12 protein-coding genes are annotated in these 12,463 nt (G+C 71.1%); 5 read left to right on the forward strand and 7 right to left on the reverse strand.

The genetic code is table 11. The annotated features are described in order from the left end of the window. Positions 1–118: 118 nt before the first annotated feature. The gene (locus tag FNV62_RS13670; protein WP_143612909.1) at positions 119–805 is read right to left on the reverse strand and encodes a histidine phosphatase family protein; all 687 of its coding nucleotides are present in this window, start codon (positions 803–805) and stop codon (positions 119–121) included. 98 nt (positions 806–903) lie between these two features. Between FNV62_RS13670 and corA the strand changes: the two genes are divergently transcribed. Then, positions 904–1,902, forward strand: coding sequence for a magnesium/cobalt transporter CorA (gene corA / locus FNV62_RS13675; protein WP_097284004.1), 999 nt, complete (start codon positions 904–906; stop codon positions 1,900–1,902). Between the two features lie 4 nt (positions 1,903–1,906). Here corA and FNV62_RS13680 read toward each other — a convergent pair whose 3' ends face one another. Together FNV62_RS13680 and FNV62_RS13685 are read right to left on the reverse strand one after the other, a co-directional pair. Beyond that, entirely contained in the window at positions 1,907–2,695 is a 789-nt protein-coding gene (locus FNV62_RS13680; RefSeq protein ID WP_143612910.1) for a ferritin-like domain-containing protein, read from the reverse strand. A 237-nt stretch (positions 2,696–2,932) separates the two neighbouring features. After that, on the reverse strand, positions 2,933–3,988 hold the full coding sequence (locus FNV62_RS13685) for an LLM class F420-dependent oxidoreductase (protein WP_054231130.1): 1,056 nt from the start codon (positions 3,986–3,988) through the stop codon (positions 2,933–2,935). A gap of 162 nt (positions 3,989–4,150) precedes the next feature. Here FNV62_RS13685 and FNV62_RS13690 point away from each other — a divergent pair, with 162 nt between their 5' ends. From FNV62_RS13690 to FNV62_RS13700, 3 genes are all read left to right on the forward strand, one after another. Further along, complete coding sequence (locus tag FNV62_RS13690; RefSeq protein WP_144314686.1) at positions 4,151–5,104, forward strand: IS481 family transposase; 954 nt, start codon at positions 4,151–4,153, stop codon at positions 5,102–5,104. A gap of 101 nt (positions 5,105–5,205) precedes the next feature. After that, positions 5,206–6,189: an aldo/keto reductase gene (locus tag FNV62_RS13695; protein ID WP_060902276.1), complete on the forward strand. Its 984-nt coding sequence runs from the start codon at positions 5,206–5,208 to the stop codon at positions 6,187–6,189. Continuing rightward, positions 6,186–8,414, forward strand: a complete 2,229-nt coding sequence (locus tag FNV62_RS13700; RefSeq protein ID WP_143612911.1) for a helix-hairpin-helix domain-containing protein — start codon at positions 6,186–6,188, stop codon at positions 8,412–8,414. Before FNV62_RS13695 ends, FNV62_RS13700 begins: the two co-directional genes overlap by 4 nt. Before the next feature lie 164 nt (positions 8,415–8,578). Here the strand turns inward: FNV62_RS13700 and FNV62_RS13705 are convergent, their stop codons facing one another. Beyond that, the gene (locus tag FNV62_RS13705) at positions 8,579–9,286 is read right to left on the reverse strand and encodes a hypothetical protein (RefSeq protein ID WP_054231127.1); all 708 of its coding nucleotides are present in this window, start codon (positions 9,284–9,286) and stop codon (positions 8,579–8,581) included. 47 nt (positions 9,287–9,333) lie between these two features. Between FNV62_RS13705 and FNV62_RS13710 the strand changes: the two genes are divergently transcribed. Beyond that, positions 9,334–9,522 (forward strand): DUF5703 family protein, encoded by a 189-nt coding sequence (locus tag FNV62_RS13710; RefSeq protein WP_054231126.1) that lies wholly within the window; start codon positions 9,334–9,336, stop codon positions 9,520–9,522. Between the two features lie 141 nt (positions 9,523–9,663). On the opposite strand, the gene FNV62_RS13715 is transcribed toward FNV62_RS13710, so the two are convergent. The 3 genes from FNV62_RS13715 to FNV62_RS13725 all read right to left on the reverse strand — a co-directional run bounded on the left by FNV62_RS13715 (position 9,664) and on the right by FNV62_RS13725 (position 12,352). Then, on the reverse strand, positions 9,664–10,494 hold the full coding sequence (locus FNV62_RS13715) for a chaplin (protein ID WP_143612912.1): 831 nt from the start codon (positions 10,492–10,494) through the stop codon (positions 9,664–9,666). 151 nt (positions 10,495–10,645) lie between these two features. Next, complete coding sequence (gene chpH, locus FNV62_RS13720) at positions 10,646–10,879, reverse strand: chaplin ChpH (RefSeq protein ID WP_054231124.1); 234 nt, start codon at positions 10,877–10,879, stop codon at positions 10,646–10,648. A gap of 147 nt (positions 10,880–11,026) precedes the next feature. After that, a complete protein-coding gene (locus FNV62_RS13725) occupies positions 11,027–12,352 on the reverse strand; it encodes a M20/M25/M40 family metallo-hydrolase (RefSeq protein WP_143601180.1) in 1,326 nt (441 codons plus the stop codon). Positions 12,353–12,463: the final 111 nt, after the last annotated feature.

The raw sequence follows: 12,463 nt of genomic DNA on the forward strand, positions 1-12,463 counted from the left end.
CTGTCTCCATTGGAATCGGCATGTGGACCGGCTGACTGCCTCGGCCCTCATCGGCTGCTGACAACTTGCTGACAACTACTGCGCTGCTTCGACCGCTTCACCCTACTGCGGCCGACGATCACGGTGCGCCCGCACCGCCACCGACCGGGGCGTCCCCGCTGGGGGGCTCCTCCCGCGGCGCCAGGGAGGCGAGGTCGCCGGTGTCCCCGAGGCGCACGAGGAAGGGACGCAGTCGTGTGTAACGGATCGCGGTGATGGAACACGGTTCTACAGAGATCCGCTGGAAGAGGTCGAGATGAAGTCCGAGTGCGTCCGCGACAAGGGATTTGATGATGTCGCCGTGCGAGCACATGACGTAGACGGCGTCGCCGCCGTGGTCGCGCTCCACGCGCGCGTTCCACTCGCGCACCGCTTCGGCGGCCCGCGTCTGCATCGCCCGCATCGATTCTCCGCCGGGGAACGCGGCCGCGGACGGATGCGCCTGTACGACCTCCATCAGCGGCTCGTCCTTCAGCTCGGCGAGCTTGCGGCCGGACCAGTCGCCGTAGTGCGCCTCCCCGATCCGCTCGTCGGTGTGCACACGCAGCTCGGGGCGGGCGTCGAGCAGCGGCTGCACGGTCTCCTGGCAGCGCTGCAGGGGGCTGGTGACGACTTCGGAGATCGGCAGCGCGGCGAGCCGCCCGGGCAGCTCCGCGGCCTGCTGGGCGCCGCGCTCGTCGAGGGCGACGCCGGGCGTCCAGCCGGCGAGCAGCCCAGCGGTGTTGGCGGTCGAACGTCCGTGCCGTACGAGAATCAGGGTGGGCATGCGGCCCAGCGTAAACGGGTGACTCGGAGACCCGGAGGGGCCTGTGGACAACGGCAGCCGGAGTGCGGTGGCGGCCGGGTGACGGGAGAATACGCTCCGTGATCGTCGACTGCGCCATTTACCATCTCGGGCGCCGGACGGAGGGCCCCGAGGACCTCTCCGACGCCCTGGATCTGGCACGCGCCGAGGGCGACGCGTTCATCTGGATCGGGCTGTACGAGCCGACGGAGCAGGAGTTCGACCTCGTCACCGAGGAGTTCGGGCTGCACCCGCTGGCGGTCGAGGACGCCCTCAAGGCGCATCAGCGGCCCAAGCTGGAGATGTACGACGATTCGCTGTTCGTGGTCCTGAAGCCGGTCGCGTACGAGGCGGAGAGCGATGTCGTCACCACCGGTGAGGTGATGGTGTTCATCGGGGACGCCTTCGTGGTGACCGTCCGGCACGGCGAGTGCTCACCTCTCGCCCAGGTGCGCCGCCGACTGGAGGAGGACCCCGAGATGCTGCGGCACGGACCGACGGCGGTGCTCTACTCGATCGCCGACGCCACGGTCGACCACTACCTGGAGGTGGCGACCGAACTCCAGACGGACCTGGAGGGGCTGGAGGCGGAGGTCTTCTCGCCGAACGGCGGCGGTTCACGGCACACCGCGTCCAGGATCTACACGTTCAAGCGGCAGATCCTGGAGTTCCGGCGGGCCACGGTCCCCCTGACCGTTCCGCTGACCCGGCTCTCGGGCTCGGGCGCAGCCGGCACCCCCGTGCCGTTCGTGAACGAGAAGGCGCAGCCCTTCTTCCGCGACGTCAACGACCATCTGGCCCGTGTGAACGAGTCGGTGGAGGGCCTGGACCGGCTGGTCTCGGACATCCTCGCGGCGCATCTCGCGCAGATGAGCGTGCGCCAGAACGACGACATGCGGAAGATCTCGGCGTGGGCGGCCATGGCCGCGGTCCCCACGATGATCGCCGGCATCTACGGCATGAACTTCGACCACATGCCCGAGTTGCACTGGCTCTGGTCGTACCCGGTGGTGATCCTGGCGATGGTGGCGCTGGAATTCCTGCTGTACCACCTCTTCAAGCGGCGAGGCTGGCTGTGACGGGTCACGCCACCTCCGGTGCGGGGGGCGCGGGGCCGCCCAGGGCGTCGCGGTGTTCCGGCATCTTCAGGGACACCATGCGGCGCCAGCCCGCGGCGCGCTCGTAGGCGTAGACGGTGTGGATGGCCGCGGCGAGCGTCGCCTCCCTGGCCCTCGACCAGCCGAGAATGCCTCCCATGTGGACCATCACGGCGAGACTGACGTCCCGGTAGACGCGGATCTCGGCGAGCGCGCACGCGCGCAGCGTCCGCCGGATGGCCGGGCCGTGTCCGGCGGACGCGAAGCGGAGCAGTTCCTCGTGGCAGTAGGCGAGGTGCCGGTCCTCGTCCTCGGAGATCATCCGGACCGCGCGACCGATGTCGGGATGGTCGGCGAAGTGCCTGAGCAGCAACTCCATCTGCTCGGAGGCACGCTGCTCGGTGACCCTGCTGTGGGCGAGGTAGGTGACGATGTCCAGAACGGTGAGTGGCTGCCGGCTCTTCAGTTTGTCGTGGGCGAGGCCGATCCCGTGCCGTTCCAGGAGCATCGTGTAGTCGGTGTCGGCCGGGACCTCGACCGGCGTGAGGCCGCGCTTGTTCATCAGGGCGTTGAAGATCCGCCCGTGCTTGTCCTCGTCGGCGCCGTGCCGGGTGATCTTCGGGGCGAGTTCGCGTGCGCTCGGCGGAACGAGGGCGGCGATGCGCGCGTTCTCCCAGCCACCCTGCGACTCCCCACTGGCGGCGATGGAGCAGAAGAGCCGGAACGACTCGTCGTTGTCGAGGATCTCCTGGAACAGGCTCTTGGCCGAAAGCATCGATGACACCCTTTCTGCAGGGTCCGCAGAAAACGAGTCAAATGGGATGCCGGGGGCCCGGCAACCGATGTGTCGGACAAATGCGCCGAACGAAGGATGACGGGGCGGGCCCTGGCGCGTAACCCAGGACACGCCCGCGCGTTGTTCCCCGTGACGGCCGTGGCGGGGAAGACCCCCCGAGCCCCCACCACGGCCGCAGAACTTCTTCCGTCCCTCCGGGGAGAGGGTTGCGGCGCGTTACGCCAGACCGGCCCGCTCCAGCGCGTCCGAACCGGCGCGCAGCGAGGCGATCCGGTCCTCCAGCGTGAAGCCGGCCGGCGACAGCGTGAGCGTGGTGACGCCCGCCGCCGCGTAGGCCTTCATCCGCTCGGCGATGCGGTCCACGGAGCCGAGCAGGGTGGTCTGGTCGATCAGCGTGTGCGGAACGGCGGCGGCCGCGCCCTCCTTGTCGCCGGACAGGTACTTGTCCTGGATCTCGGCGGCCTCCTTCTCGTACCCCATGCGCTGGGCGAGCTGGTTGTAGAAGTTCTGCTTGCGGCTGCCCATGCCGCCGACGTACAGCGCGGTGTAGGGGCGGAACATGTCGGCGAGCGCCGTCACGTCCTTGTCGGCGCCGACGGCCAGCGGCAGCGTCGGACAGACGTCGAAGCCCTCCATGGTCTTGCCGGCCTTCTCACGACCCGCGCGCAGATGGCGGAGCGCGGTGTCCTCGAGGTGCTCGGCCGAGGGGAAGATCAGCAGGGCGCCGTCGGCGATCTCGCCGGTCTGCTCCAGGTTCTTCGGGCCGATCGCGGCGATGTACAGCGGGATGTGCTCGCGCTGCGGGTGCACCGTCAGCTTGATCGGCTTGCCAGGACCGTCCGGCAGCGGCAGCGTCCAGTGCTCACCCTCGTACGACAGCCGCTCGCGGGTCATCGCCTTGCGTACGATCTCGACGTACTCGCGGGTGCGGGCCAGCGGCTTGTCGAACTTGACGCCGTACCAGCCCTCGGAGACCTGCGGCCCGGAGACGCCGAGGCCGAGGCGGAAGCGCCCGCCGGAGAGCGAGTCGAGCGTCGCGGCGGTCATCGCGGTCATCGCGGGCTGACGGGCCGGGATCTGGAAGATCGCCGAGCCGACGTCGATGCGCTCGGTCTTGGCGGCGACCCAGGTGAGCACGGTGGCCGCGTCCGAGCCGTAGGCCTCGGCGGCCCAGCACACCGCGTATCCCAGTCGGTCGGCCTCCTGGGCGACGGCGAGATTGTCCGCGTCCATTCCGCCGCCCCAGTAGCCGAGGTTGATCCCGAGCTGCATGGCCGATCCCCTTACCGATCAGTAACGTCCCTTGTGCCGCAGACCCTAGCTGTTCTGTCCACGGAGGTTGGTGACAGGTTTCACGGTGGGGTGATCTTGAACGAGTGAGGGCCTTCCGGGTTCGGTGTGGATTGCGACGTCTACACCGACCGAAAGGCCCTCGTGCTCCACCGTAATGCACCCCTGACCGAGACCGGACGCCTGCGTCTGGCCCGCTGCGTCGTAGAGGACGGCTGGACGCTGCGCCGGGCCGCCGAACGCTTCCAGGTCTCACCCACGACGGCTCAGCGATGGGCCGGCCGCTACCGCGAACTCGGCGAGGCAGGCATGGCCGACCGGTCCTCGCGCCCACACCGCAGCCCGCGCCGGACCCCGACCCGCACCGAACGCCGGATCATCAAGGTCCGCGTGCTGCGCCGCTGGGGACCGGCCCGCATCGCCTACCTCCTGGGCCTGAACCCGGCCACCGTCCACCGCGTCCTGACCCGCTACCGCCTGGCCCGGCTCACGCACCTGGACCGGGCCACCGGCCGGGTGATCCGCCGCTACGAGCGCGACCGCCCGGGCGAGCTGGTGCACGTCGACATCAAGAAGCTCGGCAACATCCCCGACGGCGGCGGACACAAGACCCTCGGACGCCAGGCGGGCCGCAAGACCCGCTCCGGCGCCGGCTACAGCTACCTCCACAACGCCGTCGACGACCACTCCCGCCTCGCCTACAGCGAGATCCTCACCGACGAGAAGAAGGAGACCGCCGTCGCCTTCTGGACCCGCGCCCACGCCTTCTTCACCCAGGCCGGGATCACCGTCGAACGCGTCCTGACCGACAACGGCTCCTGCTACAAATCGCACCTCTGGCGCAACTCCCTTGCAGAGTCGGGGATTTCACACAAACGCACCCGCCCCTACCGGCCCCAGACCAACGGGAAAGTGGAGAGGTTCAACCGAACCCTCCTCGACGAATGGGCCTACGCACAGCCCTACCGGAGCGAAGCCGAGCGACGCGAGGCATACCCCGTCTGGCTCCACACCTACAATCACCACCGCGGACACACCGCGCTCAAGGGCCAACCACCCGCCAGCCGCGTCCCCAACCTCACAGGTCAGTACACCTAGCGCGCTGGTGGGCGCGGTGGCAGGAACGGGTTCAGGTCTGATCATCCAGGTTGTCCACAGGGCCCCCACGAGGCGAGTTTTGGCCAGTAATCTCGGCGTCCATGGAGCAGAGGCATCTCGGCCGTACCGGCCTGCGTGTGTCCCGGATCGGACTCGGCACCCTCACGTGGGGGCGGGACACCGACGAGCACGACGCCGCGGAGCTGTTGAAGGTGTTCTGGGAAGCGGGCGGGAACCTCGTCGACACCGCCGATGTGTACGGGGACGGGGAGTCGGAGTACCTGCTCGGACAACTCATAGAAGGGCTCGTGCCGCGTCGCGACCTGGTCATTTCCACGAAGGCGGGCAGTGTGCCCGACCCGGACCGGCGGTTCGACGGCTCGCGCGGGCATCTCCTGTCGGCACTCGACGCCTCGCTTCAGCGCCTCGGCACGGACTACGTGGATCTGTGGCACGTCCACGCCTTCGACCCGGACACCCCGCTGGAGGAGACCCTCCAGGCGCTCGACCTCGCGGTCAGCAGCGGTCGCGCGCGGTACGCGGGGGTGTCCAACTTCTGCGGCTGGCAGCTCGCCAAGGCGGCGACCTGGCAGCTGGCGGCGCCCGGGACACGGACGCGGATCGCGAGTACGCAGATGGAGTACTCCCTGCTCCAGCGCGGCGTGGAGCGGGAGGTGCTGCCCGCGGCGCTCGACCTGGGCGTGGGCCTGCTGCCGTCCTCCCCGCTCGGGCGGGGGGTGCTCACCGGGAAGTACCGGGGCGGCACGCCGTCGGACTCCCGGGGCGGCTCGGAGCACCTCGCGCCGTTCGTCGCGCCGTACCTGGACGACACGGCGAGCGGCATCGTGGACGCGGTGACGACGGCGGCGGACGGCCTCGCGGTCACGCCGTTGCAGGTCGCCCTCGCCTGGGTCCGCGACCGGCCCGGTGTCGCCGCCCCGATCGTCGGCGCGCGCAACGCTCAGCAGCTCACGGCCGCCTTGTCAGTGGAGACCCTTAGTCTTCCTGACGAGATCTGCCGGGCGCTCGACGACGTGTCGGCACCGGTGCACCACTATCCCGATCACGACTGGAGCACGCTGTGAGCACGGAGCCCGAGACCACGGAGGAAGTGGAGCCGGGGACGCCGGGCGCGGGAGCGACCGCCGACCCGCAGGACGTGGACACGGATACGGACACGGATACAGACACGGCCGCGGTCACGGACGCGGTCGAGGGCGAGGGCGGCGCGGAAGCCGACGGCACGGCGGACGCCGCAAAGCTGTCCGAGGCAGCGGCCGAGTTGGCGGCGCAGCGGCTGGAGCGGGAGCGGATCGAACGGCGGAAGGCCGAGAAGCAGGGGCCGATCGCGGCCGGGACCAAGCTCAGCGGGACGGCCGCCGATCTGCTCGCGGCGGTGCGGGCCGTGGAAAGCGGCGAGAAGCCCGTGGCCACCGCGTTCCGTGAGCCCGAGCCGACGCCGCGCCGGGCGGTCGCCCCGGAGCCCGTGTCGCGCCCGCAGCCGGTGGCCGCCCCGGCCGAGGCCTCGGCGGCCCTCGCACCGGAAGCCGTCGCCGCCGTACGCGCAGTGCTGGACGAGGGCGGCGCCCCCGACACCCTCGCACCGGGGGCCCTCGCGGCACTCGGCGAGGGCGCTGACGACCAGTTGCGCGAGGACCCCTGGCAGTTGCTGCGGGTCGCCGGGGTGCGGCCCGAGCAGGCCGACGGGTTCGCCCGCGCTCTGCTCGGCGCGGAGTGCCACCCGGACGACGAGCGGCGCGGGCGGGCGGTCACCGTATGGCTCCTCGAGCAGGCGGCCCTCGCCGGGCACACCGCTCTCGACGCCCCGGCGCTCACCGCCGCGCTCGCCCAGCGCGCGGTGCCGGATCCGGACGCGGCCGTGCAGAGCGCCCTCGCGGAGGGCGACGCGCTCGTCTTCCAGGACGCCCTTGACACCGCGCCCCCGGCCCAGGAGGAGGGCGCCGAGGAGTCCGAGGAGCGCCCGGTCCGCGTCCTCATCGGCCTGGAGCGGTACGCGCTGGCCGAGGAGAGCCTCGCCGACGGACTGGCCCGGGTCATGAACTCCGTACCGAAGACGGACGGCTCCGCCGACGGATGGGAGCAGGCCGCCGCCTCGGCCACCCGCTCCGCCGCGGAGCTGATCCGGGCGGTCGCCGGCCACGGCCTGGTCCTGCACACCGGCGGGCACGCGTCCCAGGCCGAGGTGGCGGCGCTGCTGCACGCCGCGCGCGGTCTCGGCCTGCGCGGCTGGGCGGCCACCCACACGCCGAGCGGCCGCGACGACTGCACGGCCCAGATGGCGCGGTACGGCCTGCCGGCCGGCCCCTCGGGCGACGCCGGGGACGGGCCGGTCACCGGAGTCGCCACCGTCGCGGGGCTCCTCTCGGGCGCCGAGGGCCCGGGCCGGGACGCGGAAGGCGCCTTCGACCTGGACCTCCTGGTCGTCCTGGACGCACCGCAGCTGGACGTCGAGACGGCGGCGATGCTCGCCGAGTCGCTGCCGGACGGCGCACGGCTGGTGCTGAGCGGGGACCCGGGAGTGCTGTGGTCGGCGGGTCCGGGGCGGGTCTTCGCCGATCTGCTCGCCGCCCGGGTGTGCCCGCAGGTGGCCTCGCGGACGCCGGACCCCGGCCCCGTCGGGGAGCTGGTCTCCGGGGTCGGCATCGGCGAGTTGAACCAGGTCGAGGCGCCCGGCAAGGAAGTCGTGATCGTCCCCGTGCGGGACGCCGGCGAGGCGGTGCACCGGACCGTGCAGCTGGTCGCGGACTCGGTGCCGCGCGCCATCGGCATCCCGGCCGAGCAGACGCAGGTGATCACCCCGGGGCACGGCGGCGCCGTCGGCACCCGCGCACTCAACAGCGCGCTCAAGGAGCGGCTGAACCCGGGCCCCGGCCGCTTCGGGGGCTTCGACCCCGGGGACCGCGTCGCCCACTCCCCCGCTCCGGGTCGTACGACGGTGGGGCACGTGGTGAAGGCCGACGCCGACGGGCTGCACCTGGAGTGCTCGGGTCTGCCCGTCGTCGTACCGAAGGAGCGGGTGGAGCAGTCCGTGCGGCACGGCTGGGCGCTCACGGCGCACCAGGCGGTCGGTCTGCGCTGGCCCGCCGCGGTCGTGGTGCTCCCCGGTGACGCCGCGGCGGCCCTGACCAGGCCTTGGGTCTACACGGCCTTCGGCCGGGCCGAGCGCCATCTGTCCGTGGTCCACGGGGTGGAGCAGGCCCTGCAGCGGGCCGTGGCCGAGGTCCCGCAGAAGCCGCGCACCACGCGCCTGCCCGCCCTGCTCAAGGCACAGGTCCCGGCGGCGGGCTGAGCCGCCCGCCCAGGGACACGGCTCCCGTACGCGGGAAGGTGGCGGCCACCGGGCTTCCGGTGACCGCCACCTTCCTGTGACGCGGCGCTCAGCGCACCCGCTTCCTGTGACGCGGCGCTCAGCGCTCCCGCGACGGCATGCTCAGGATCCCGTTGACGCGGTGCTCAGCGATCGGCGTCCAGCGGCTCCAGGTCCCCGTCCTCGTCCAGTTCGGAGTCCGGGGCGAGGTCGTCCTCCAGGTCGTCGTCGTCCGACTCGTCGTCGAAGACCGCGCTGACGTCGAAACGGCAGACCACGCGCTGCGGGTCGATCGCCTCGAAGGGGGTCTCGAGCCACTCGCCGGGGTCGGCCGGTTCGTCGGCGGCCGTGACCCAGAGTGTCGAGTCGCCCTCCTCCAGGCCGAACTCCTTGTGCCGAGAGGCGATCTCGTCCGGCTCGAACTCGCCGAACAGGACGCCCAGCGCCCCGTGCACCGTGCCGGACGCCGCGTCGAAGCCCGCGGCCGCGGTGGCCCCGTTCTCCTCCACGGCCTCCACCCGTTGAGCCTGCGCCAGCAGTCGCTGCGGCTCCACCACCGCGTAGTCCCGGCGGATCAGCACGCTCAGCGCGTTCGGCTCCTCGGGGCCGGTGTACGGCGGCAGCGTGTCGTCGCTGCCGGGGATCTCGAAGGGAGTGACCTCGTCATAACGGTCGTAGAGCAGCTCGTCGTACTCCTCGGCCGCGGCGGCCAGCTCGTTGAACGCCTCGTATACGGCCGGGTCGTCATCGCCCGACCTGCGCTCGACCGCGGCCAGGTGGCGGTCGAGTGCGGTCTTGACAGCCTCGGCGGCGGCGCGTACCTCGGCAGCGGTGGGCTGCACAGCATCAGACATAGTGCAGACGCTATCCGTACAGGGCCTCTGCCCGCACAATAGATGCGATGCCGGAATACGAATTTGTCGACGTGTACGTGCCGCGCGGGGTGTCCCGCAAGGAGACGACACGCCTGCTGACGGACCATGCGGAGTACGGACACTGGGAGTTGGACCGCCTCAGCCTGCACCCCGACGGCAGCCGCAAGGTGCGGCTGCGCCGGCGGATCATCCGCCAGGTGCGTGCCACGTGGTGAGCGGAAGCGGCTGAAACGGAGCGGGGCCCGCCCGTGCGGGCCCGCTCCGGCCGCTTCGCCACAGGGGATGCCTGTGGCGAAGCGATCACCCCTGCCCCGACCCCCGTTCCAGGCCCGGACACTTCTCTCTGTCCTGCCCGACTACGCGCCCGAGCGCGCCCGACGGTAGAGCACGGCGCCCGCCAGCAGCGCGCCCGCGCCCGCCGGGATCACCGCGCCGATCGGCAGGTCACTGCCGGTGTGGGCGAGCTGCGCCGCGGAGCTCTGCGGCTGGGAGACGTTCTGCGTCCCCGGGTGGTGGCGGTGCGAGCTGGGCGGCGTGCCCGGGGTTCCGGGGTGTCCGGGCGTACCCGGGTGTCCGGGGTTGCCGGGCTGGCCGGGGTGTCCGGGCTGCCCAGGGTGCCCCGGCTGGCCCGGGTAGCCGGGGTGTCCCGGGTGACCGGGGTGACCGGGGTGTCCCGGGTGACCGGGGTGTCCCGGGTGACCGGGCTGACCGGGGTGACCGCCGCCGGGCGGATAGTGGGTGTGGTCGCCGTGTCCGTTCGCGCAGTCGTTGCCCATCGCCGGGTTGCCGACTCCGACGACGTTCACGCTGTTGCCGCAGACGTTGACCGGCACGTCGATCGGCGCCTGGACGTGGTTGCCGGAGCCGACGCCGGGCGAGTCACTCGCGTGCCCACCGGCGTGGGAGCCGCCGCCCCCGTGCCCCCCGGCGGACGACCCACCGCCGCCGTCGTTGACGCACGTGTTGCCCATCGCCGGGTTGAGCAACCCGACGACGTTCACGGTATTGCCGCAGACGTTGACCGGCACGTGCACCGGTGCCTGCACCGTGTTGCCCGACAGCACGCCGGGCGAGTTGGAACTGACGCCGCTCGCACCCGAGTCGGCGTGTGCGTAGCCTCCGGTCGCGGCGAGTACGCCGGTCGCGGCCGCCACGGTCATCAGGCCCTTGCGGGTGACCTGTCGCATAGCTGAATTCCCTGCCTTAGTCCTTGGCTTGGACCCTCCGGAAAGCGCACGCATCCATCCCGTGCGTGCGCCGAAAGCCGGTCGGCCCCGGAGCGCATGGCGCACGCTCCGGGGCCGACGGGCTCAGACCCTCATGGGGTGAGGCACAACGTCACTTGTTGATGCAGGTGTTGCCGAAGGCGGGGTTCAGCAGCCCGATCACGGAGACCGTGTTGCCGCAGACGTTCACCGGGACGTGAACAGGCACCTGGATGACGTTGCCGGAGATGACGCCCGGGGAGTGCACAGCGGCACCCTGGGCACCCGAGTCGGCGACAGCCAGGCCCGCACCCGCGAGAACCAGACCACCAGTGGCAGCCGCAGCAGCGACGACCTTCTTGATCATTATTCCTCCTTGTAGGCAAATGCGATCCCCAAGTAGCGGATCACATCACCTGTAACGAGGAAGAAGTACTTGAGCTACGAGCTTATGGTCCCATTCACCCGTCCCGGGCGATCTCCGCACGTACGGGCGATTGCGGGCGTCAACGCGTCATGACGCCTCGATGAAGCGGTCGAGTACACGGACGCCGAACTTCAGCGCATCCACCGGCACCCGCTCGTCGACCCCGTGGAACATGCCCGCGAAGTCCAGCTCCGGCGGCAGCTTGAGCGGGGCGAAGCCGAAGCAGCGGATGCCGAGGTCGGCGAAGGACTTGGCGTCGGTGCCGGCCGAGAGCATGTAGGGCACGGCCCGCGCGATCGGGTCCTCGGCGGACAGCGCGGTCTGCATGGCGTCGACCAGCGCCCCGTCGAAGGTGGTCTCCAGCGCCTTGTCCGCGTGCACGTCCTCACGCTTGACCCTCGGTCCGAGAATCCGGTCCAGGTCGGCGAGGAACTCCTCCTCGTACCCCGGCAGGTAACGCCCGTCGACGTGCGCGGTCGCCTGCCCCGGAATCACGTTGACCTTGTATCCGGCACCGAGCTGGGTCGGGTTGGCGGTGTTCTGCAGCGAGGCGCCGATGAGCTTGGCGATGCCGCCGAGCTTGGCGAGCGTCTCGTCCATGTTCTCCGGGTCGAGCTCGGTGCCGAGCGCGTCGCCGAGCTCGTCGAGGAAGTGCCGCAGGGTCTTCGTCACCCGGACCGGGAACCTGTGCCGCCCGAGTCGCCCGACGGCCTCGGACAGCTCGGTGATCGCGTTGTCCTTGTGGATCATGGAACCGTGCCCGGCGGTGCCGTCCACGGTCAGCTTCATCCAGTGCATGCCCTTCTGGGCGGTCTCCACGAGATACAGCCGCAGCTTCTCGTTGACCGTGAAGGAGAACCCGCCGACCTCGCCGATCGCCTCGGTCACGCCCTCGAAGAGGTCGGGGTGCTTGTCGACGAGGTGCCGCGCGCCCCACGTACCGCCGGCCTCCTCGTCGGCGAGGAACGCGAGGACGATGTCACGCGGCGGCTTGCGCCCGCTGCGCATCCGGTCCCGGACGACCGCCAGCGTCATGGCGTCCATGTCCTTCATGTCGACCGCGCCGCGGCCCCACACCATCCCGTCCGCGATCTCGCCGGAGAAGGGGTGATGGGTCCAGTCCGCCGCGTTGGCCGGTACGACGTCGGTGTGGCCGTGGATGAGCAGCGCGGGGCGCGAGCGGTCCTCGCCCTCGATACGGGCCACGGTCGACGCGCGTCCCTTGTGCGACTCGAAGATCTGCGGCTCGAGCCCGACCTCGGCGAGCTTCTCGGCCACGTACTCCGCGGCCTTGCGCTCACCCGGTCCGGAGTGGTCCCCGTAGTTGCTGGTGTCGATCTGGATCAGCTCGCGACAGAGGTCCACGACCTCGTCCTCGCCAGAGACGCTCCTGGCCGTGTTCGACTCGCTCACGCTGCTTCCTCCCACTGTCACTGCTGGTGGTCCCCCCTCATCCTCTCCCCCACCCCCGCCTCGCCCCAAGGCCGGACCCGGCCCGTCACACGCCGTTCACGCGGCGACGGG

Origin of the sequence: Streptomyces sp. RLB3-17 (assembly GCF_007113425.2) — a bacterium.
GTDB classification, from domain to species: domain Bacteria; phylum Actinomycetota; class Actinomycetes; order Streptomycetales; family Streptomycetaceae; genus Streptomyces; species Streptomyces mirabilis_D.

Bases quoted from the DNA above. Each gene is read 5' to 3' on its own strand.
- FNV62_RS13670 (WP_143612909.1), bottom strand. From the start codon at position 805: ATGCCCACCCTGATTCTCGTACGGCACGGACGTTCGACCGCCAACACC.
- FNV62_RS13710 (WP_054231126.1), top strand. From the start codon at position 9,334: ATGCCGGAATACGAATTTGTCGACGTGTACGTGCCGCGCGGGGTGTCC.
- FNV62_RS13705 (WP_054231127.1), bottom strand. From the start codon at position 9,286: ATGTCTGATGCTGTGCAGCCCACCGCTGCCGAGGTACGCGCCGCCGCC.
- FNV62_RS13680 (WP_143612910.1), bottom strand. From the start codon at position 2,695: ATGCTTTCGGCCAAGAGCCTGTTCCAGGAGATCCTCGACAACGACGAG.
- FNV62_RS13715 (WP_143612912.1), bottom strand. From the start codon at position 10,494: ATGCGACAGGTCACCCGCAAGGGCCTGATGACCGTGGCGGCCGCGACC.
- chpH (WP_054231124.1), bottom strand. From the start codon at position 10,879: ATGATCAAGAAGGTCGTCGCTGCTGCGGCTGCCACTGGTGGTCTGGTT.
- FNV62_RS13695 (WP_060902276.1), top strand. From the start codon at position 5,206: ATGGAGCAGAGGCATCTCGGCCGTACCGGCCTGCGTGTGTCCCGGATC.
- FNV62_RS13685 (WP_054231130.1), bottom strand. From the start codon at position 3,988: ATGCAGCTCGGGATCAACCTCGGCTACTGGGGCGGCGGAATGGACGCG.